Here is a 22,178-nt window from a genome sequence, read left to right as displayed (position 1 = left end):
CCACGCTCCGACAACAATCCGAAATTCAAGTCCCACCATCCATCTCACGACCAATCGGGCAATGATCAACCATGACTTCCGACAAGTGTCGGGTGGGTGAGTGAAGGCCCAGTACGGCGGGACGCGCACACCGGCACCGGTCAGGTCGAGTTCGCCCAGGCGGGCGCGTCGCTCGACATAGGGCCTTGGGGCGTTCTCGTCGCTTCGGATCCTCGCGATGCCATCGGCCTGTATAGCGGGCTGGTCCGCCTGGACCAGCCAGCGCAGCGGGGGCGGTTCTGATTATCTGGTCGCGGGCGGGGTGACAGGTTCAGCATCGTCGTACTCGGCGTCGACGGCGACCCGACCAAAGTCCTCGTGCAAGCCGTCGGTGACGGCCCGGCACCTATCCGTGGGCGACCGATCTCACCTACGCGGTGCCCGCCGACCAGCCCTAGCCGGCCGCCCGTGCGCAGTCGCTGTCCCGACCGCCCGTCGAGCTCACGTCCTTCGGTCACTGATGTCCAAGGAACGTGCCGGGGAGGATGGTTCGGCGGCAGCGTCGGTGCCGGTGACCGGCGGTCTCCGCGGACCGGTCGACACGGTGGCGGTATCGGCGCTGTGCGACTGTTCGGTCGCCGTGGCGGCCACGGAGGGTGGCTGCGGCGAGGTCAGGTGCTGGGCGCGGGCAGCGGTGATCAGCTGCCGCACTTGTTTGGGGCTGATCTCGAGCAGTTCGGCGATGTCCTGCTCCGAGGCCCCGTGGTCGCGGATCACCGCGGCGGCTTCGGCTTGGTCGGCGCGGTAGCGGGCGATTTCGCTCGCGGCGCGCGCTTCGAGGTCACTGATCTGCTCGCGTAATGCGGCGATGTCGTGATCACGGCTGGTTTCGCACGCGGTGATCGCTGCCCAGTCGGCGAGGTAGCGCTTAACCGCCTCATGAATAGCGCGCTCGCGCTGGCGCGCCAGTTCTCGGCGTTGTTTGCTGCGAGCGCGTGAGCGTTCCAGTCGCGCAGCGACTTCCGGGGAACGAGTGGTGCGCGGGGACCGCGGTGGGCGACGCGACGACATGGCCAGCCTCCTGAAATGTCGGGCCCGCCTGCCGATTCTCCCGCGCTCGATCCTACGCGTTCCGGTTCCCGCCCTCCCGCGCCCGATTCCGTGATGCCGAAACAGCGTGTGGGGTTCGAAGCAGGCTGGCACGGCCACGCCGACGACCGGTTGCTCGCTCTCGAACACGCCGCTTACGCGGTCGTGACGGTCCGCGACGCGGCATAGCCAGAGTCCCCCGGCCAGTCGGCAGGGTTCTGTCGTGACCGACGAATGCGGTGACAGCTGCCCACGCGAGCCCGCCGACTCGGTGTTTGCGGTGCGTCAACTGACATCACCAACCCCCTGTTGCCCCTTGACGCCAGACCGGAGAACGCCTTCCGGTCTGGCGTTCTGTCGTTTCCGGAAGGTGGCTCGTCATGCCCGATACCCTCTCTGTTGCGCTGTGCGCGGTTTGCGGCAGCGGTGACCCGGGTGACCGGTACCCGGTTGAGAACCAGTTCGTCTGCCATTGCTGTGCAGGGCAGATCTCATTGTGTGATCGCTGCCGCGAGCCTGCGCTCACGCTGACCGAAACCGCCGACGAACAGCAACTCTGCACCCGGTGTGTATCCGGCTTGCGGCCCTGCGTGTCCTGCCGCAAACCCACCAGCCCCGCGGTGCGTACCGACACCGACGACCCAGTGTGCCTGCGCTGCGCGACAGTGCTGTTCGACATCTGCTTCCACTGCAGCCGCTACACCACCGACAGCCGCTACGTCGCCGGCGGGCACCGTGCCTGCCGCCGCTGCGTCGACCGCTTCACCGCGTGTTCGCACTGCGGCACCCTGACCCGCCGCGGCTACGCCTGTGACTGCCGAGCGGGCCGGGATCACGTCTGGCATTACAGCTACAAACCCGACCCCCGCTTCCACGGCGGGGGCCCGCTGTATCTGGGGTTGGAGCTGGAGATCATCGTCCCGAACTACCGCTACGGCGAATGCGCCGCTGTCGCCGCCGAGCACCTCGGCAGTCTCGGATATCTGAAGCAGGATTCCTCGATCCGGCCCACCGGATTCGAACTCGTCACACATCCGATGAGTTACCAGTATGCGATCGAGCGGTTCCCGTGGCCGCTGCTCGAGGCGCTGGAAGACCTCGACTGCGACACCGACTCCAGTGTCGGGCTGCATGTGCATGCCAGCCGCGACGGGTTCGACTCCCCCGCCCACATCTACCGGTGGATGAAATTGTTGTACCGCAACGAATCCGCCGTCTCCACCATCGCCCGGCGCCGCTCCCGGTACGCGCCGTTCGACCGCACCGCGCGGGCACGCGCGAAGGACACCGCCAAAGGCCCCCAACACGCCCTCGGTCTGGAGCGGTATCAGGCGATCAACCCCTACCCGCGCAAAACCCTCGAGCTGCGGGTGTTTGCCAGCTCCCTCGACATCCAGCGAGTGCAGGCGGCGCTGGCATTCACGACCGCGTCTATCCACTACACCCGCGGCCTGCGGGTCTCCGATGTCCGCGCGGGCGGTTGGGAGTGGTCGCGCTTCGCCGCCTGGGTCGCTGATCACCCCGACTACCAGCCCCTGTGGGCGGAGATGGAGGACCTCGCGTGTGCCTGCTGACCTACCTACCCGCGCAAGTCGCGCCCGACCCGGACGCGTTGGCCCACGGTGCGCGAGCCAACCCGCACGGTCACGGCTTCGCGATCGTGGCCGGAGGCCGGATTATGGTCGGGCGTGGGATGAACGCCGACCGCGTGATCACCGAGTTCATCAAGGCCCGCGCCGAGCGTCCGTCGGGTCCGGCGTTGTTTCATTCCCGCTACGCCACCCACGGCAGCATCGGCATCCACAACTGTCACCCGTTCCGATTAGGTGGCGACACCCGAACGGTGCTGGCGCACAACGGGACACTGCCCAAACGGGTGCACCCCGGACCTTACGACCCGCGCTCGGACACCCGCATCGCGGCGGAGGAGTACCTGCCCAAGCAGCCGTTCGGGTCGATCGACACCCATCGCGGCGCGCGGGGGCTGGCGTCGTGGCTGGGGTCGAGCAAGCTGCTGATCCTCACCGTCGACCCGGCCTACGCCCATCACGCCTACCTGTTCGGCCACCACAACGGGTACTGGCAGCACGGAGTCTGGTACTCCAACACCAGCTACCTACCCCCGACGCTGCGCTGGCCCAAGCGACGCCGATATCTGTGCGGGTACTGCCAGAAATTCGACCTGCACCGCGCCAGCCGCTACTGCGGTGACTGCGGCTGGTGCTTCGACTGCGAAACCGCCTTCCCCGACTGCACCTGCCACACCGCCTCCGCCACCACCGCCACGTCACGCCATCGGGGGCCGCGCGCGCTGCCTGCTTCGCATCGCCATCCCCACCAGCAAGCCAGCGCCCCCATGGACCACTAGAGCGCCACCACGACCTGCTGATTCCTCCCGTTACGAACCCCGCACACCGCGTCCGTCCTGGGCCAGGTGCGGGGTTCTTTTCCATTTCACGAGAAGGGACCTCGATTCGTCATGCCCGCCTCTACACTTGCCGACTCGTCGTGCGAGGAATGCTCCGGCCAGGTCCACAGCGACGACCTGATCACCACCATCGATGGCGATCGGGTCTGCCCGGGTTGCGCCGACGGGCTGTCGCGCTGCGACTGCTGCGCCGCCCGCGCCCGCGCCGACACTCTGGCCTGCACGACTGAGGACACCCTGCTGTGCCGGGAATGCCTGACTGGCTGGCATCAGTGCGGGGAATGCGATGTCTACACCCGCGTGATCCGCGGTGTCGTCGGCACCAACAGAGAAGTCTGCGCCGAGTGCGCTGCGGGATATGAGACCTGTGGCGATTGCGGTGATCTCGCCGCCGACACCCGGCGTGTGGACGGCGGCGACCGGGTATGCGCGCGGTGCGAGGACGAGGATTACCGCGAATGCTCCGACTGCTACGTCCTCGTCCGCCGCGGCAACAGCTACTGCGACAGCTGCACCGATTCCTATTCCGCGCACAGCGCCGTCCACGACTCCTACTACACCCCCGAGCTGCGCTTCCACGGTGACGGCCCGCTGTTCCTGGGGATGGAATTGGAGATCAAAACTCCAAGCCGCAGCTATCGCGGCGCGGTCGACACCGCCGTGGCGCACATCCGGGATCTGGCGTATCTGAAGGAAGACGGCTCGATCTCCTGCGGATTCGAGCTCGTCACGCATCCGATGTCGTATGAGTACGCCCTGGCACAGTTCCCGTGGCAGCTGCTCAACCGGTTGCGGTTGCTGGGCTGCTACACCGACGACGGCGTCGGCATCCACGTCCACGTATCCCGTGCCGGGTTCTCCTCCCCCGCGCATGCCTATCGATGGCTGAAGTTCGTGTACCGGAACGAGGACTCGGTCACGACGCTGGCGCGGCGGTCCTCGACATGGGCGCAGTTCTCCCCGCAACAGCGGTCCAGCGCGCTGGAATACGCCAAGGGAGGCCAAGCCGGATACGGCCGGTATCAGGCGATCAACGTCTGCCCGGAAGACACCTTCGAGCTGCGGGTCTTCGCCAGTTCCCTGCACCCGCAGCAGGTCCAGGCCGCGTTGGCGTTCGCTGCGGCGTCGGTCGAATACACCCGTGGGCTGTCGGCGGCGGATATCGCGCGCCGGCGCGGCTGGGAATGGACCGCCTTCACCACCTGGGTGCGCTCCCGCCCCGACTACTCCCCGCTGCTGGCCGAAATGGAGGCCCTCGCATGTGCATCCTGACCTTCGTCAAACCCGGCATCAGCCCCGACCTCGACGCCCTGGCCAATGGGGCGTTGGCCAACCCGCACGGCCACGGCTACGCCGTGCTCACCGACACCGGTATCGCCGTCGGCCGTGGCATGAACGCCGAGAAGGTGATCACCGAGTTCGCACAAGTGCGTGACCGTTTCCCTGGCGGTGCGGCGTTGTTCCATTCCCGGCTGGCCACCCACGGCCCTCGCACCGTCGATAACTGTCATCCGTTCCTCGTCGGAGGCGACGAGCGAACCGTACTCGCGCACAACGGGATCCTGCCAGACAACGTCCATCCGACCAGAGGCGATCAGCGCAGCGACACCCGCATCGCCGCCGAGGATTTCCTGCCGACCCGACCGTTCGGGTCATTGGACTCCTGGGCGGGCCGTGAGCGGCTGGAGCGGTGGCTGGGCAGCGACAAGATGGTGCTGTTGACCGTCGACCCCGCCTACAAGCATTCGGCCTACATCTTCAACGAACACTACGGGCACTGGGACGGCGGGATCTGGTACTCCAACCGCACCTACCTGCCGCACACCTGGGGCTACAGCAGCCCCGTGGACTGGGAGTACTGCCTAGGCTGCGGCGAACTCGACCCCGAACCGCCCGGCCCGCACTGCACCGCCTGCGGATTCTGCGCCGAGTGCCTGCGCCCGTTCCCCCGCTGCGACTGCGCGGCATTCGACGGTCTGGACCGCTACGCCGACCTCATCGAACTCGAAACCGCCTGACCACGCACACCCCGCTTCGATCGCCGACCTACGGCCGCGAACCCACTGCGAGAAAGGCAGATCCTGCCGTGCCCTACTACCCGAATCTGGCCACGATCCTCATCCGCACCCGCGACGTCGACGGCCACGCCATCGTCGTCAGCACCGACGGCCACCACCTGCGGCTGCTACTGCGCGACCGCGACGACCCCGACCACGACTGGCGCTACGTCGATCTCGACGTCCACACCGCCGACACCCTCGCCACCGTGCTGGCCGACCACGCCCGGCCTCGCCCGCAGCGGCGTGGCGGGTGGTGGCGGCTGGGAGGCGGTCGTCGATGAGCGACCACCACACCCCGCCTGCACCGATCGCTGCCGCATCCGAGCCCGAGTTCCTTCACCAGGTCCTTGCCCGCATCGACCGTCAGTTCGGCGACGACGCCAACCCCGACGACCTCGATGCCGCCCGCGACCTGCTGCGCCAACGCCTGGCCAGCACCGCCGCGGCCGCGGCCTGCGAGCACGGCGAGGGTCGCGATCCGGTGGTCGCGCTCATCGCGACCGCACTGCATCGACTTCGCCACGCCCAGATGGCGGCCACGGTCATCACGCGCGGCGGCTACGTCCACGACCACGTCCGCGTCCAGGCGGTGCACCGCCACCACACCGCGCTCTCCCGCGCCGGCCAGCAGGCCGGGGTGCTGCTGCCGTTGAGGTTCATCGAATCCGTCACCCCGCTCAGCGGCGGCGCGCCCGAAGCGGTGTCCGCCGCGTTCTCCCACCGGAAGGAGTGCTGAACATTGGCTTCGGTCGCACTGTGGTTCCCGCTGTCGAAGGTGATCGACCTCGCCGAGCACGCAATGGCCGCTTCTGAGCATTCCCGCTCCCCGTATGACGATCCCGGCCCGGCTGTGCCGTCACTGATCTGGGTCAAAGACCACGGCATCTACCTGATGAGCAACGGCATCCCCCACCAGCCCGGCGAACCCGAGGACCCCGACTACCAGGCGCGCGTGGTCTACGCCCTCGACCACGGGCCCGGAACCCACTGGATTGACGGCGAACCGCTCGGTGACGACTTCATCGAATACCTCGATCTCACCGAGAACTACGACGGCCACACGCTCATCGACCTGATCCGCGCCTACGCTGCCGTGAACGGCTGGCTGTCCATCACTGTCTCCCCCAGCAGCTTCGCAATGATGTTCAGCCCAACAGCGCCCACCCCCACTCCATCTTCTGGCACTGACCAGCACCCGCCCCAGGACGTGGGGTGATCGCGATGGGAAGCGACTCCAGCCGCTACCTCGCCCGCCTGCAGACCGATCCCCGATATCGGTCGGTCCTTCCCGACGTCACCCCGACCGCACGGGTGCTCGTCGCGGGCTATCACGCCGCGTTCTCTACCTGGCCCCGGGCGGGCGCCTCGATCGGTGTGTTCCCCGGCGTGGAGCCTGCCACAGCCGGGGCGGGCGTGATGGCGTTGGTACGCATCGAGTACGCCACGCAAGTCACCGTCGATGATGACGATGGCAGCCGAGACCTCTGGCAACGACAGCTGTTCGGTCGGTTGCCGACCGGGGACGGGTGGAGGCTGCTGCCCGCCGAACTCGATGAGCGTGGCCGGTGGGTGATCGCGCGCGGCAACCTCGCTGCCAGTGGCGTGCAGGCGTTGCTGCCGCGGTCGGTGAGCATCCAGGTCGCCGGAGCACCCGTCGCCGTCGCGGTGCACGACCTCGACCCGCACACCGGCCGCCGCTGGCCGTGGTGATCACCAGCGCCGCCGAGCTGGTGGCCTGGATCGAAACCAACCTTCCCGACCTCGACTCCGACCGGTTCGGACCTTGGGTCGTCGAACCGCCGGTCCCGGGCGCGCTGCGCGCGGTGATCGAGATCCGCGTCCACGCCCCTGGGGCCGCCGATCGGGTGCTCCGTCTAGAGGTCTCAGCCGCACCGCTCCAGCCCACCGAGTCCTGACACTCCGCCCCTTTCGTCACTTCAGGTGGCACATCCTCCGAACGATTCGAGGTGATCGTCGTTGACTGAACCCGTAATACCGGCACGGCCGCCGATCCCTATGCGGTTGGCGCACGCACCGCTGTCACAAGGGCTAGTGGTGCCGCACATCACCCTCGCCCACCGCGACCGCACCCGACCGGTCTGGGGCAAACTCGACCAGCAACGCCTGCGAGACACGCTGGCGCGCAGGCTGTGCCAGGTGTGCGGGCAACGCCTGGAGGACCGGGTCGTGCTCTACATCCGGCCCGCCGACCACCTGCGCGGGATCGCCGTTGAGCCGGGCGTGCATCCCGAATGCGGGCACTACTCCCGCCAGGCGTGCCCGATGCTGGCGGGACGGCAGACCCGCTACAACCCGCACCCGCCCGAGAAGTTCACCCCCTGTGAGGACCCGGACTGCCCGTGCCGCCGATGGCAGGCCAACGAGCGGGATCCTCGGGAGGCGCCGCGCGAAGCCCAGCCCGCCGACGCCTGGTACGAGGTGTGGATTCCACTGTCGGACTACACCGTCGTCCACGACCCCGGCACCGACACCGCCCCACCCGGCATCGGCATCAACCTGCGCGGAGTCAAGCTGCTGAAGATCCGGAAGGTCCGCGACGCCGCAGTCGCCGCCGACGGGCCACCCCTTCCGATCGATCTGCTGCCCTCCTACGCGGCCTTCGCGAAACTGTTCGGCCTCAGAGGCATGCGGCTGTGACGGCCACGCGCAGGATTCTCGCCCGCATCGGCGCGCTGCCGCGAACGCCTGAAGATCGGTGCAGCCCGGTTGCAATAAAAGTCCCGGGTGTCGTGTGACCGACTCGGCTACCGCCGCACCGAACCGCAGCCCGGACGCCTCCGCGCGGCAACACATGGGCCAGTACTACAGAGCGGTCCTGCTCGCCGATGACGCGGGGCTAGTCTGCCTACCGGGGTTCGGGGTTCGCCGGGGGACAGTCAGTTTCGCTTTTCCGTCGGTCGAAGCCCGATGCTGCCCGCGCTGGGCTGTTGCCCGCTGCTTCACCCGGCGCCGAGGCGCGATGGTGGATGCGCCCGTCCCCCTCCAGGGCACATCCACCGTCCCCGCCCCGCGCCCTCTGGTGATCCGCCACCGTCACACGACACCGCGCCGCTCGGTGCGCGTGTCTTCCCTGCTGTGCCTCACCCGCTGTGGGTGAAGCACGCCCTGTCGTAGTGATTGAGGAGGCTTGTCGTGTCGTTCGTTGATGATCCCGGCCGGTTCATCGCCGAGGCGTTGGCCAAGTTGCCAGAACCGCCACAGCGGTCACTGGTGGTGATGACATTGCGGGAACCGGCGTCCGGACCGGACGGGTATGTCGGAGTGGAACGCATCCGCCACGAAGACCTGGACAGGACGCGCCACTACCTGGCCACCAGCCCGATCCTGGACCGCACCCGCCGCTGGTGCGCCCAGCACCGCCCGGACGCCGTCGCCGTGGTCGTGGTCGACGGCCCGACCTCCGGCACGCCGTTTCCCCGCGACGAATACCGCGCACTATTGGCCCGGTTCCGCGATCAACTCACCGAACTGGGAGTCGGAGTGTTCGGGGCGTGGTCGGTCACCGGCCGCGACCCGGGCCACCCCTGGGCCGACCTGTTCGGCGGCGAGCACGGTCTGCTGCCCTACAACCCGCCATGCGGCGGCAGCGTCGAGGAACTTCCGCCCGATCTGGTGCCGGATGCCGCGCTGGCTGCCGAGGTCGCGGCGCTGGTGACGGTGCGTGGCGGTGACCGCCAGCTGTCGCGGGAACGGCTGCGGCTGGTTCTGATTCAGGTCGAGGCAGTCCGCGACGGGGGTGTGCTGTCGGCCACGGAGCTGGCCGAACTCGCCGACGCACTGAGCGACGGCCTGGTCCGTGACAGCCTGTATGCCTTCGCCGTCGGCCCGAAAGGACCACGCGGACGGAGCTTGTGGGCGCTGCTGGTGCGGGCGTTGCTCTCCCCCACCGCACCGCGGCGGCGATGTTGTGTGCGGTCACCGCCTATGTCGACGGTGACCGTGACCGGGCGCGTGCGGCGATCGGGATCGCGGTGGCCGATGACCCCGACAACCCGACGGTGCAGGCGACGGCCGCCGGAATCCACCGCACCGTTCCGGTCGCGCTGTTCCGCGCCGCGCTCAGTGCCGGACGCGCGGGCGCCGCTCAACTCGGCATCGACATCGACTGAACCCCCTACCCGCATCGACCCTTCGTGGAGGCTTCATGATTCCCGCATCGCAGTCCCCCTCGCGCCGGCTGGCGTGGGCGATCCTCGCGCGCGCTGCGCTGACCGCGGCACCGGTCGTGCGCCAGCTGCTGCGCACCCTCGAGGTCGAGGAAGCCGCCCACCGGCTCACCACCGGCCAGGATGTCGCGGCCAATCTTCCGCGGGATCTGCGGGGTCTGGCCGCGGAGGATCTGAACCGCGCGGATGCGCTCGGCGTTCGGATGCTCACCCGTGACGATGCCGAGTGGCCGGGGAATGCGGGATTGTCCGATCTCGACGCACCCGACATCACCAGTGGGAGTCCGGTCGCGTTGTGGGTGCGCGGCACACCGCGGCAGGCCCCGCTCACGCACTTCACCGTCGCGGTCGCCGGTGCCCGCGCCGCCTCCAACTACGGAGTGCATGCCACCCATGACCTCGCCGGTGATCTGGCCGAGCGTGGTTGGACGGTCATCAGTGGCGGCGCGTTCGGTATCGACGCCGCCGCTCATCGCGCGGCGCTCAACCGCGGTGGTCGCACGATCGCCGTTGTCGCGACCGGGCTGGGTCGTGCCTACCCGGCCGCGCATCGCGAGTTGTTCGACCGGATCGCCGCGTCCGGGTTGCTCATCTCGGAGTACCCGCCCGATACCCCGGCGGCCAAACACCGTTTCCTGCACCGCAATCGGCTCGTCGCCGCGCTGTCGAGCGCCGTCGTCATTCCCGAATGCGTCTTTAGGGGCGGCACCCGCGATACCGCCAACTGGGCTCGTCGGCTCAACCGCCCGGTGCTCGCGGTCCCCGGCCCGATCTACTCCGCGGCCTCGACCGGTTGCCACGAGCTGATCCGCGCCGGTCGCGCTCGCCTGGTCACCGATGCCCAACAGGTCATCGACGACATCACATCGACCCCGGCCCCGCCGCACGGGGGTGACCGCCCCATCGCATAACCGGCGCGCTCGTCGGCTCATCCGGCAGCCGGTCACAGTTCGCCCCCTGCTTCACCTCACCGCTGCGGCGGCAATCGTCCGTCGACCTATCACAGGAGGTTCCTTCATGTCCGCGTCCACCGCTGCCGTGCAGTCCCTGACTCGCGGCGAGTTCGAGCGTCTCGAGCACCTCGGCTACGCCGGAACCACGCCCGCCATCACTGACTCGGCCGTGCTGGATCGCTGGCGCGGCGACCACCCGGCCTGGCGGGGCCGCTACTGGGCGTTCCTGGGCGACGGCGAGCACGGCGTGCTGCGACTGCGCCCGATCAACGTCGCTCGCCACAGCGCCCAGCGAGCCGCCTGACACCTCATCCACACGGGCACTCGCCCGTGCCCTGTCGTCCCCGTTGCCGTCTTCCGGCGCGGCGGCCACCTGTGACTGGTGGGTCGCCGCACCGCTTGCCGTGAGGAGCCATGTTGACCACTTCCACCCTGACCGCCGTTACCGACCCGGGTCCTGACACCGCCCCGGTGGCCGTCGAGCAGCCCGTGCCTACCGAGCAGCCCGCCCCCGTGGTCTCTGAGTCGACCGTCATCGAGGGACGGCCGGTGCTCGATGTGCCCGAGGCCAAAGCTGAGTACATGGATCCGGCGCAGTTGGTGATCGCCGAAAACGTCCGCAAGAGTTTCGATCTCGCCGCGCACCCGGAGGAAGCGGCGTCGATTAGGGAGTTCGGGGTCGGCAACCCGATCCGCGCCGAACGCGAGCCCGACGGCTCTGTTCATGTCGTCGACGGCCAGATCCGCACGCTCATCGCCCGCGAAGTCGGCCTGGCGCGAGTGCCGGTGTGGATCACCGACGCCCCCACCGGCCTCGACGCCAAGGAGCGGCGGATCGCGCGGACGTTGACCCAGATCAACCTCAACGACCGCCGCATCCCGCTCACCGACTCCGACCGCGCTACCGGCATCGCGTTGATGCTCGACCTCGGAGCCTCCGCCACCCGGGTCGCGAAAGGGTTGCAGCGCAAGCGGTCGGAGATTCAGAGAACCGCCGCGGTCGGTGCCTCCGACACGGCCAAGCGGCTGCTGGAGCAGCGCCAGTACGGCCTCGATCAGCTCGCGGTCATCGCCCACTACGAGAACCTCGGCGACACCGACGCGGTGCAGCGGCTGGCGACGGCGGGCCGGTGGAGCTTCGCCTCCACGGCGAAGAGGATCGAGCACGACCGCGCCGAAACCCGCGCCCGCCTTCACGAATCGCTGCTCTACGGCGCATATGGGTTCGGGATCCTCGCCACCGAACCCGACACCAGCGAACCGGATGCGGCCTACATTCCAGCCAGCGAGCTGTCCACCGCCACAGGTGAGCCGGTCAGCGAGGAGCTGATCTACACCGAACCCGCCCGGTGGGTGGTGTATCTCGAGGTGCAAGAGAACGGGCTGCTGGTGGACACGGACACCGGCGCGATCATCGACGCGGGCACTGTCGACTGGAGCACCCGCGGCGACCTGTCCGCCGAACCCGCCGACGGGCGCGTGCACGCCGAGCAGGTGCAGTGGCGCGACCGCTGGATCCCCGCCTACTTCCTGCCCGCCAGCGGACTGGCCGACAGCGGCCTGCAACAACTCGTCCCCGACACCGGTGACGGCTCCGAAGAAACCGCCGCGAAGGCCGCGGCTGAGCGGGAGCAGGCGCGACAGGACCGGCGGCGGGTGATCGAGCTGAACAAACGCGGGGACGCGGCCAACGCGCGGCGGCAGGAGTTTCTGCCGCGTCTGCTGGCCGGGCGCACCCCGCCGAGGCAGGCGGCGGCGTTCGTCGCCGAATCCCTCGCCCACACCCTCGATCCGAGCGTATTGCAGAAGGTGACCACACTGCTCGGCGTCGGCGGTTCTACTCAGCAGCTGGTTGCCGCGATCCATGCCGCGACACCGTCGCGGGCGTGGATGATCGTGCTCGCCATGCAGATCGCCGCCGCCGAGGCACCGATCGGCAAGAGCTTCTGGCGCGACAGCTCCGCGGCCACGAAACGGTATCTGCATTTCCTCGCCGACGCCGCAGCCGGAACCGAGCTGGACTTCGCGCTGGTCGATGTCGAACAGGCCGCCGCCGGAGACATCGACTACCACGACATCGACCTCGCCTCCTGACACCACCACCGCTGTTCTGAGGCGTGAGGCGATTCGGCTGTCCTTGTTGCCACCGAGGCCACCGGCCCGGTGGCAGCACGGACCCGATTCATCCCCACCTGTCCACACCTTGTGAAGGAGCATGCTCATGGCCGGAGACACCCCGCTGACTGTGATCGGGAACCTGACTGCCGATCCGGAGTTGAGGTTCACCCCCGCTGGTCACGCGGTCGTGAATTTCACTGTCGCGTCCACGCCGCGGTATTTCGATCGCAACGCCAACGAGTGGAAAGACGCCGAGGCGCTGTTCATGCCGTGCAGCATCTGGCGCGAAGCCGCGGAGAACGTCGCGGAGTCGTTGACCCGGGGTGCTCGGGTGATCGTGTCCGGGCGGTTGCGGCAGCGCAGCTGGCAGACCGCCGAGGGTGACAAGCGCAGCCGGGTCGAACTCGAGGTCGAGGAGATCGGGCCGTCGCTGCGATACGCCACCGCGAAAGTCAACCGCGTCACCCGTTCCGGCAGCGGCGGCACGGGCGGCTTCGGCGCGGACCGGTCACGCTCCCGCGAGCTGGTCGGTGCCGCCGCCTCCACCGGCAGTGGTGGTGGTGACGCGTGGTCTGCGGACTCGTGGGCGGTCACGGGCGCGGGGTCGTTCGGCGGGGCATCGGGCGACGAGCCGACGTTCTGAATTGAAGCCTGAAGGGAAGGTCCGGGGGGGCCGGGGTGTTCGTCTGGCCGGTCGCCCCGCCTTCCTGAGGGCTACCAGGGTGGCGCCCGCCGCGGCTGCGGGCCCGCGCCCGGATCGTGAACGAATTCCCCACTCGCGCGGCGTCCGCCGGCCACGCGCGGCTCGCGTGGTTGTGCGCAGGGGAATTCGTTCCCGCCCGCAGTGGGTGCGTTCCCTCCGCCGCGTCGCTCACCACCCTGGCCGATCGCCCTCAGGCGGGTCGCCCGACCAGCCGCCCACCCCTCGTGTCGCAGAAGGCGCGCGTCGCGTGGTGGGTCCTTTCCTTTTCGCGAGACAGGACATTTCGTCATGACCGAACGCAGTGCCTTCCTCGACGCCATCACCCACATCGAATACCTGTTCACCACCGACCCGCGCGCAGCCCGCCGCGCTTTCCCGGCCGTGCTCGAGCTGGCGACACCCGAGGACCGCGCGTTCCTCACCGGCCTGGCCGACACCTTCACCCGCTACGACTTCCTCACCGCGCAGCGTCGCCTCGACGCACTGTGGAAATACCACCCCGAGCACCGCGACCGCATCAGCGTCTGCGCGCCGGACACCGACCCCGGCCTGCACCACCGCGGTTTGCCCGAGTTGTTCGAAGTCTCCCTCGCCGCCGCCGAGCTGCCGCCGATGCCCGTGCGCGAGCGCTACCGGCCCATGATCACCCACGCGACGCCGACCCGGCGGGTCGACGCCGTACGCCTCGACCCCGCCCGCATCGCCGCACGAGCGGCGGCTCGCACTGTCCTCGTCGGCGACCACCGCGGCCCCGTCCTCACCCGCGACCACCTGCACGACGCACTCAGCACCGACTACGCCCACACCCTGCTGTTCACCGACCTCGGTGCGATCGACCCCGACGACCCGCTCACCACCGCTGCGGTGGAGCCCGTCGATCCCCACACGCGGGTCCGCTACCCCGACCAGCCGCGCGACGCCGAGGAAGCCGCGCTCCTGTGGGATCGTGTCTACCTCGCCTACGTCGCCGGACAGTACGACGACGAACTCCGCGCTGCCTGGGACGAACAGCGGTTCCGCGCCGCCGAACGCACCGACTGCGACTACGAGTCCTCCCTCGCCCAGCTCGCCCGCGACTACCTCGACGCCGCCGACCACCCCGAGGCCGCGCCCCGTCACCGCGCCCCGCGCGGGCCGCATCGGCGGCGCACCCGCATCAGCGAGGAGGAACGCTTCGCCTTCGCCGCCGCCCGCACCACCCTGCGGGTACGCGACGATGTCCGGCCCGAAATCCCTGAGCAGGGCAATGGGTTGGACTACGATCACGCCGCGATGGTCACGGTCACCGGGTGGCGGTGCATGTCCTGCTTCATCGAACGTGCCATGACCGACCAGCGCCCGACCCACGCCCGCGACGGCCGCCTCGTCTCCGACGACGGGCTGTGCGACCTCTGCCGCGCGGACAACCGGCCCGGCATCCCGCCGCTGCCCGAAAAGTTCACCCTCGAACAGTTCGTGTTGTCGCGGTGTGAGTTCCTCGCCGCCGCCTACCCGCGCGCCGCGCACGGAATCCTCACCGAGGTGTGGCATCGCGCCGCACCACACCCCATCTGCCGGATCATCACCCGCTTCCTCCATCAGCACCCCGAGCTGGCTCCCGCCTCCGTGTCCACGCCCGCTCCGTTGCGGCGGACCGCCGCAGGACCGGCCCGCCGCGCCTCGCGGGCGCGGCGGCCGCAGTTGGGTGCTGGCCAGCGTCACGGCCGCTGCGACGGCTGCACCCAGGTGACCGTCATCCACACCGACGGCTACTGCACCACCTGCCGCATCCAACTCGGCATCACTCCACACCGCACCCGCGCCCGCGCGGCCTGACCCGACATCTCACATCCCCCTGATCACCGGTCCGCCGTGGCTGCCTCGCGCCCACGGCGGACCGGTCCACCACACCATCAGGAGCCCACGTGATCCACCCGACCGGCTTACGCCACCTCACCCGAGCGCTACGCCGCGCCCTCACACCACACCGCCGCGCCGTCACCGTGCGGGTGTTCCTCAACAACAACCCGCACGCCACGCTCCACGGCTACACCCGCGCCGCCAGACTGGACCTCGCCTACGAATACACCATCCCCACTGAAGAAGCTGCGGACGACGAGGCCCTGCTCGATCGGGCCTTCGCCGCATTCAACGGCTACCCCGACCGCCCCGAAGACCACCTCCACGCCGACGCCTGGACCGACAAACGATTCCGGTCGCTGTCCGTCGGCGACGTCGTCATCATCGACGACCGCTACTACGCCTGCCAATCGCGCGGTTGGGTCCGTATCCCCGACCCGCGTACCTGAGACTCCGCGCCACCAGCGCCCGACCACTCATATCCCCTCACCCATCCACACCTTCCTCACTTATCCACATCCATCCACACGCCCTCTCTGCCCTACTCCTCCTACACCCTCCACAGCTCACCTACTCTCTCTTCTTCTCTCTTTTCTCAAGCAGACCTCTTGCATCGAGGGTAACGTTTTGGTAACGACCTGGGTTTTTGTTGAGTTCGACAGAAAAATAGTCAAATACAGCCCTAGCGCTGAACGCTATTACATGCCTTGATGGATGTATGACCGCGACGATTCATAAAGTCGTCGCAGGCAATGGCTTCCAGTACTACCTGCGAAATGTCGCCGCGTATGACGTCACGTCCCGCGGCCGGTCGAGTTTGGCCGATTACTACTCCGCTGAAGGTGAGTATCCGGGGTGTTGGTACGGCACAGGATTGACCGCGCTCGGCCTCACTGCCGGGGAGGAAGTGACCGAAGAACAGATGAAATCCCTGTTCGGACTGGGTCGCCACCCTAACGCCAAGCAGATCGAAGCTGCGGTGTTCGACAGACAGGTTTCGTTGGGCGCGAAGCTCAAAGATGCGACGCGCGCGGCCGATAAAGCGTCGCGTTTGGGTCACCCGTTTCGGGTTTATACGGAGCTTTCCGAGTTCCGCAAACGATGCAGGAAGGCATTCGAAGAACACAATTCATCGCACGGATCAGACCCGCACACACCTATTCCTGATGCGGAACGGGCGCGGATTCGGACCCGTGTCGCGTTCGATATGTTCACCGACGAGTACGGTCGCGCGCCGCAAGACGCGCGGGAGTTGTCGGGGTGGGTGGCGAAGAACTCGCGCCCGAACACCACCGCCGTCGCGGGTTTCGACATCACCTTTTCGCCGGTGAAGTCGGTGTCGGTGCTGTGGGCACTCGCGCCACGGGGCATCGCGGAGAAGATCGAAGCCGCCCACCAGGCCGCGATCGATGACGCTCTCGAGTGGTTGGAGCGGCACGGGATCTTCACCCGGCTGGGTCGCAACGGAGTGCGCCAGGTCGATGTCGAGGGCATCGTCGCGGCGCGGTTCACCCACCGCGACTCCCGCGCCGGGGACCCGGACCTGCACACCCACGTCGTTATCCCCAACCGGGTTCGCACCCTGGACGGCAAGTGGCGCACCCTGGACGGCACCGCGATCTACCAGGCGCTGGTCACCGTTTCCGAGATCTACAACACCCGTCTGGAGCATCACCTCGACCGGCTCGTCGGCGTCGAGTTCACCGAACGCCCCACCGCCGATCCGTCCAAACGTCCGATCCGCGAAATCCACGGAATCCCGGGACAGTTGATCGAGGCATGGTCGCGGCGTGACACCGCGATCACCGTGCGACTGGGCGAACTCGCCGCAGAATTCCAGCAGCGGTTCGGGCGTGAACCCATCCCCACCGAGATGTTCGACCTCGCTGAGCGCGCCACGCTGGAAACCCGCCCCGCCAAGCACGAACTACGCTCCCTGGCCGAGCAACGCGCGACATGGCGCGCCGAGGCGATCGCGCTGCTCGGCAGCCGCGCCGACGTCGCCCAGATGGTTTCCACGGCCTTGAACCCGCCCCGACTACCACGGATCGCGTCTTCGCCGGAATGGATGACGCGCACTGCTGATCGAGTGCTGGAGGTGGTGTCAGAGCATCGCGCCACGTGGCGGGCCACCAATATTCGCGCCGAAGCCGAACGGCAGCTCCGCGGTCGCGTGCCGGCGACGGACTGGGAACAGGTCACCGAAGCCGTAGTCACTGAAGCGCTCTCGTCCCCGCACTCGATCGCACTCGGTGATCCCGACATCGCGGATGCGCCCGAACTCGGTGACGTGCCCGAAGTGCTGTGCCGCCGTGACGGCACCAGCGTCTACACCGCAGCGGGCTCGCAGCTGTACACCTCGACGCGTGTTCTGTCGGTGGAACAGGCGTTGATCGAGCTGTCGGTGCGGTCCGGCGCACGCCAGCTCTCGCCGGAGACGGTCACCGATGCGGTGCGCGCCTACAACGCCGCGCATCCGGATCGGCCGCTCAACACCGGGCAGATCGGTGTGATCGAAGGCTTCGCCACCTCCGGCCTGCGGGTGCACACCGCCAACGCCCCCGCCGGAACCGGGAAGACCACCGCCATGCGGGTGCTCACCAATGCATGGCACACCAGCGGCGGACAGGTCCTCGGCCTGGCGCCCACCGCTGCGGCCGCCGCGGAACTGGGCACGTCGATCGGTGCCCGAGTGGAAACCGTCGACAAACTCCTCGACGTCCTGACTCGCCACACCCCGCACCCGGACAACCCCGCTTTCGAGCGGGACGCGCCGCCCGCGCTGCCGGAATGGGTGCTGCAAATCGACGCCGACACGTTGGTGATCGTCGACGAGCACGTCAAGCTCGGCAACCACAAACGCCTACGCCTGCTGGAATTCTTGGCCCGACGCGGGGCGACGGTGCGGTGCATCGGCGACGGTCACCAGCTGCCCGCGATCGAAGCCGGCGGCGCCGATGCCGACATGCACGCCGCCGCCCCCGACCAAACCTTGACCCTGACCCATGTTGTGCGGTTCGCCTCATCGGCGGAAGCGACCGCGAGTTTGCAACTCCGGGAGGGCGATCCGGCCGCTTTGGGCTGGTATCTGGACAACGGACGTGTACACGGCGGCCATCACGGCGCGACCCACGATGACGCCTACACCGCGTGGAGGACCGATCACCTCGCCGGGCGCCAGGCGATCATGCTGGCCGCCACCCACGAGGTCGTGACCCCGTTGAATGCCCGCGCTCGCGCCGACCGGATCGCCCGCGCCAGCGCAGTGGTAGGAGCGGAATGCGCCCTCGCCGACGGGCTCGCCGCGTCGGTGGGTGACACGATCCGCACGCGCCGCAACAACCCTCGCCTGCGCCTGGGCGCGCACGATTGGGTGCGCAACGGCTACACCTGGACCGTCACCGCCGTGCACGACGACGGCAGTTTGACCGCCACACACCAGCTTTCCGGTCGCGGAGAACCCGGCGAAACTGTGCGGCTGCCCGCAAACTATGTCTCCGCGCATGTGCGTCTGGGGTACGCGGCGACGATCGATTCCGCGCAAGGAATCACCGCCGATACCTGCCATATCGCGCTCACCGGAGGCGAATCCCGGCAACAGTTGTATGTCGCGATGACGCGCGGCGTGCACGCCAACCACGCCTACATCCCGACAGCTCTGGACGGCTCGGAGGGCTCGTTCTGGAGCGAACCAGCGGTCTTCCCACTCACCGCCGTCGAGGGTATGACACGCATTCTGGGCCGCGACGGCGCCCAGAAATCCGCACACACCCACCTGCGCGACGCACTCGACCCACACAACCGCATCGGCCGCGCGATCGACATCTACCTCGACGCCATCGGTGTCGCCGCCGAACACGCGCTCGGCACCGAGGTGCTCGATCGCCTCGATCAAGCGGCCGAAGCGTTGCACCCGCACCTGACCGACAGCCCCGCCTACCCCGTGCTGCGCCAACACCTGGCCACGATCGCCCTGTCCGGGCGCGACCCCGTCGCCGCCCTGCACACCGCCGCCGGTGCCCGCGAACTCGACACCGCCGACGACATCGCCGCCGTCCTGGACTGGCGACTGGATCCCACCGGCACCCACTCCACCGGCACCGGCCCCCTCCCATGGGCACACGGCATCCCCCGCGGTCTGCTCGACGACCTCGACGCCACCCACCTGGGCGCCCGCGCCCGCATCGTCACCGACCTCGCCGCCCAGATCCGCACCGACATCCAGGCGTGGACTCCGAGTACCGCACCGCACTGGGCGCGTCCCCTCGTCGGCGCCGCCCCAGCCCTGCTCGGTGAACTGGCGGTCTGGCGCGCGAGCCTGCACGTCGACGACCGCGACATCCGACCCACCGGCCCGCCCCGCTACAGCAGCCTCGAACGCGAGCACCAGCAGCTGCTCGACACCCGAGTCACCGACACACTCGGAGACATCCATCGACCGGTCAACCGATGGGCGCCAACCCTCGAACGCCTCGATCGCCGGGTCGTGGCGGACCCGTACTGGCCCATCCTCGCCGACAAGATCGACGTCGCCGCCCGCGCCGGCCTCGACATCGAAAACCTGCTCACCGAGGCCGCCGCCGGGCGGCCGCTGCCCGATGAGATGCCCGCGGCCGCGCTGTGGTCGCGCCTGGAACTGGAACCCTCCGCCCTCGACACCGGGATCGGCCACCGCAATCTGCGCCCGGACTGGATCACCGACCTGCACACCGTGCTCGGTGATCAAGCCGCCGAGCGCGTCCTCACCGACCCGGCCTGGCCGCGCGTCGTCGCCGCCATCGACCGCGCCACCAGCACCGACTGGACACCACACCAACTACTGGCCACCGCCCACGAACTACTCCTCGCCGCCCAACCCGACCACGCCTCCGGCCTACGCGACGACCAACTCGCCAGTGCCCTGGCCTGGCGCATCGACGCCCTCCTCCACCACACCCCCACCCCAACCAACGACACCACCAGCAACCACGAACCCCGCCACACCACCATGTCCGAACCCACAAATGACCCTATCCGCCAGCGCAATTCCGACCCCGCGCCCGCCCGAAACGACCACCCAGCCGTCCCCGAAGCGGCACCAACTCCCAGTCCCGTCAGCGAGCCTGCAGCCGCTGACACACTCGGGACCGGGCTTCCCGAACGCCTCCGCACCGTGGCGCAGCTGATCCAGACCGGCCAAATCGCCGCCACGATGGAAAGGTTTGCCGACCTCACCGATATCGCGACCGACGAACAACGCGCCATCCTCACCGACATCACCGAAACGCTGTACCGCAACAGCTTCCCCGTCGCCCGCGCACGACTGCGCTGGGCCGCCGACCGCTACCCCCAGCATCGCGCGCTCATCGACGCCTGCACACCAGACACCGACCCGCACATCTACCAACCCGGCACCCGGCGTACCGAACCGGCGTATCAGCGCGAGCGACGCCACGAAGCCGCACGCGACCACCACCACTACATCAACCCTGCTGTACGCCGCGAACCGCTCACCGACAAACAGATCGACGCCCGCCGCGCCGAACAGGACTATGTCGACACACGCTCCGATGTCGACGACCAGCCCTACGACCGCCGCATTCCCGACGGCGTCGTGCATCACTACTACCGGGAAGTGCTCCCCGACGACCGCCCGAAGAACCACACGCTGGACTACGACCTCGCCGCCGTCCCTGACACCCGCGGGCTCGGGTGCGTGGCCTGCGGCCTCGAACGCACCCTCACCGACACCAGTCCCGTACCCCCACGCCGCACCGACGACGGGCTGTGCGGCGAATGCCGCGACACAGGCGAACCCGGCATCCCCGACCACGACCCCGCCGACCACATCACCGCCCGCTGCACCCACATCACCAGCACCTACCCCGCACCCGCAGCCCTCGCGATGCTGCGCCGCGACTGGCGCGCAACCAGCAACCCGGCCCATCGCGCCGCGATCGAAGCCTGGATCCACGACCACCCGCCACTCCAAACCACGCACCCACGTACCAACGACGCCACCGCTGCCGACCCGGCCGACAATCCGCTGTCCGTGCTCACCGACGCACACCTCAACGAGCGCATCGACCAACTCCACCAGAGCCTCGCACCCGCCGACACCGACACCTTCCTCTACGGCCCCGCCCAGCAACACACCCCCGACCACGAACACGACACCGACGAACGCATCCGCCGCCACACCGCAGCACAACAAGCCATCCACGACGCCCGCACCGCCGACGAACAACTCCACACCGCCGCGAAAGCCTTCCACGCCGTCGCGACCCAACTCGCTGATACGCGCGCCGCCCTCGAAGCCACACCCCGCCACCGCCGCAGCCAACGACGCACACTCCAAATCCGAATCGACACCCTCGTCGGCGAACAAATCAACCGCAGCCGCGACCACAACACCGCACGCGATGCCGCACGCCAAGCCAACCGCGAAGCCATCCTGCTCGCCGGAACCGCGGACAACTGGGACAGCCTTCTGCAGATTGATCCAGCAGCTGCTCTCGATCACCGACCCGCCATCGACACGCGCGCCGACACCGAGGCCGAAGCTTGGACGCGCACAACGGACATCCATCGACAGCTCGATGAGTACCGCGCCGAACAACACCGGCGCCGCATCCTCGACCCGACACAACTCGCGCGAGAACGACGACTTCGCCCACCTGCTCAGCCGACCGACGACATCTACCAAGAACTAACCGATGCACGGGCCGAACCTCATCAACAGCCCGATGACGACCTGGGTTTGTGAGATCCCGCGCGCAGGGCATCTTTTCAAACAAGCGGCGTGGGGCCCGGTAGCGGTCGATTAGACCGGTTCCTTCACTG

The 22,178-nt window shown here is 68.5% G+C and carries 20 protein-coding genes and 1 pseudogene; 20 read left to right on the top strand and 1 reads right to left on the bottom strand.

All coding sequences use genetic code 11. The features are described from left to right. Positions 1-96 precede the first annotated feature (96 nt). Positions 97-282, top strand: a complete 186-nt coding sequence (locus tag M8859_RS30555) for a hypothetical protein (protein WP_249645288.1) — start codon at positions 97-99, stop codon at positions 280-282. 198 nt (positions 283-480) lie between these two features. Here the strand turns inward: M8859_RS30555 and M8859_RS30550 are convergent, their stop codons facing one another. Further along, positions 481-1,050, bottom strand: coding sequence for a sigma-70 family RNA polymerase sigma factor (locus tag M8859_RS30550; RefSeq protein ID WP_249645287.1), 570 nt, complete (start codon positions 1,048-1,050; stop codon positions 481-483). A gap of 638 nt (positions 1,051-1,688) precedes the next feature. Between M8859_RS30550 and M8859_RS30545 the strand changes: the two genes are divergently transcribed. From M8859_RS30545 to mobF, 19 genes and pseudogenes are all read left to right on the top strand, one after another. Continuing rightward, on the top strand, positions 1,689-2,642 hold the full coding sequence (locus tag M8859_RS30545; RefSeq protein ID WP_249645286.1) for an amidoligase family protein: 954 nt from the start codon (positions 1,689-1,691) through the stop codon (positions 2,640-2,642). Further along, the gene (locus tag M8859_RS30540; RefSeq protein ID WP_249645285.1) at positions 2,630-3,436 is read left to right on the top strand and encodes a class II glutamine amidotransferase; all 807 of its coding nucleotides are present in this window, start codon (positions 2,630-2,632) and stop codon (positions 3,434-3,436) included. Before M8859_RS30545 ends, M8859_RS30540 begins: the two co-directional genes overlap by 13 nt. Positions 3,437-3,547: 111 nt before the next feature. Continuing rightward, entirely contained in the window at positions 3,548-4,768 is a 1,221-nt protein-coding gene (locus tag M8859_RS30535; protein ID WP_249645284.1) for an amidoligase family protein, read from the top strand. Beyond that, a complete protein-coding gene (locus M8859_RS30530; protein ID WP_249645283.1) occupies positions 4,756-5,514 on the top strand; it encodes a class II glutamine amidotransferase in 759 nt (252 codons plus the stop codon). Before M8859_RS30535 ends, M8859_RS30530 begins: the two co-directional genes overlap by 13 nt. A gap of 68 nt (positions 5,515-5,582) precedes the next feature. After that, on the top strand, positions 5,583-5,837 hold the full coding sequence (locus M8859_RS30525; RefSeq protein WP_249645282.1) for a hypothetical protein: 255 nt from the start codon (positions 5,583-5,585) through the stop codon (positions 5,835-5,837). Next, positions 5,834-6,292: a hypothetical protein gene (locus M8859_RS30520; RefSeq protein WP_249645281.1), complete on the top strand. Its 459-nt coding sequence runs from the start codon at positions 5,834-5,836 to the stop codon at positions 6,290-6,292. Before M8859_RS30525 ends, M8859_RS30520 begins: the two co-directional genes overlap by 4 nt. Before the next feature lie 3 nt (positions 6,293-6,295). Continuing rightward, positions 6,296-6,772: a DUF3085 domain-containing protein gene (locus M8859_RS30515; RefSeq protein WP_249645280.1), complete on the top strand. Its 477-nt coding sequence runs from the start codon at positions 6,296-6,298 to the stop codon at positions 6,770-6,772. A 5-nt stretch (positions 6,773-6,777) separates the two neighbouring features. Then, on the top strand, positions 6,778-7,266 hold the full coding sequence (locus M8859_RS30510; protein WP_249645279.1) for a hypothetical protein: 489 nt from the start codon (positions 6,778-6,780) through the stop codon (positions 7,264-7,266). After that, the gene (locus tag M8859_RS30505) at positions 7,263-7,472 is read left to right on the top strand and encodes a hypothetical protein (RefSeq protein ID WP_249645278.1); all 210 of its coding nucleotides are present in this window, start codon (positions 7,263-7,265) and stop codon (positions 7,470-7,472) included. Before M8859_RS30510 ends, M8859_RS30505 begins: the two co-directional genes overlap by 4 nt. Positions 7,473-7,533: 61 nt before the next feature. After that, positions 7,534-8,214 carry a hypothetical protein gene (locus M8859_RS30500; protein WP_249645277.1) on the top strand — a complete coding sequence of 227 codons (681 nt, stop codon included), beginning with the start codon at positions 7,534-7,536 and terminating at the stop codon, positions 8,212-8,214. A 495-nt stretch (positions 8,215-8,709) separates the two neighbouring features. Continuing rightward, positions 8,710-9,408 (top strand): annotated as a pseudogene (locus M8859_RS37755) (DUF4192 family protein); the annotation flags it as partial. Positions 9,409-9,428: 20 nt separating this feature from the next. Further along, complete coding sequence (locus tag M8859_RS30495; RefSeq protein WP_249645276.1) at positions 9,429-9,686, top strand: hypothetical protein; 258 nt, start codon at positions 9,429-9,431, stop codon at positions 9,684-9,686. A gap of 35 nt (positions 9,687-9,721) precedes the next feature. Further along, positions 9,722-10,654 (top strand): DNA-processing protein DprA, encoded by a 933-nt coding sequence (dprA, locus tag M8859_RS30490; protein WP_249645275.1) that lies wholly within the window; start codon positions 9,722-9,724, stop codon positions 10,652-10,654. Positions 10,655-10,760: 106 nt separating this feature from the next. Further along, complete coding sequence (locus tag M8859_RS30485) at positions 10,761-11,000, top strand: hypothetical protein (protein ID WP_249645274.1); 240 nt, start codon at positions 10,761-10,763, stop codon at positions 10,998-11,000. Positions 11,001-11,113: 113 nt separating this feature from the next. Beyond that, positions 11,114-12,790: a ParB/RepB/Spo0J family partition protein gene (locus M8859_RS30480; protein ID WP_249645273.1), complete on the top strand. Its 1,677-nt coding sequence runs from the start codon at positions 11,114-11,116 to the stop codon at positions 12,788-12,790. A gap of 127 nt (positions 12,791-12,917) precedes the next feature. Next, positions 12,918-13,457, top strand: coding sequence for a single-stranded DNA-binding protein (locus tag M8859_RS30475; protein WP_249645272.1), 540 nt, complete (start codon positions 12,918-12,920; stop codon positions 13,455-13,457). 348 nt (positions 13,458-13,805) lie between these two features. Further along, entirely contained in the window at positions 13,806-15,332 is a 1,527-nt protein-coding gene (locus M8859_RS30470) for a hypothetical protein (RefSeq protein WP_249645271.1), read from the top strand. A gap of 89 nt (positions 15,333-15,421) precedes the next feature. Next, positions 15,422-15,805, top strand: a complete 384-nt coding sequence (locus M8859_RS30465; RefSeq protein ID WP_249645270.1) for a hypothetical protein — start codon at positions 15,422-15,424, stop codon at positions 15,803-15,805. A gap of 269 nt (positions 15,806-16,074) precedes the next feature. Continuing rightward, a complete protein-coding gene (gene mobF / locus M8859_RS30460) occupies positions 16,075-22,101 on the top strand; it encodes a MobF family relaxase (RefSeq protein WP_249645269.1) in 6,027 nt (2,008 codons plus the stop codon). Positions 22,102-22,178: the final 77 nt, after the last annotated feature.

Source organism: Nocardia sputi (genome assembly GCF_023501985.1).
Note: the sequence above shows the minus strand (reverse complement) of the source record. Positions and strands in the feature narration are given on the sequence as shown.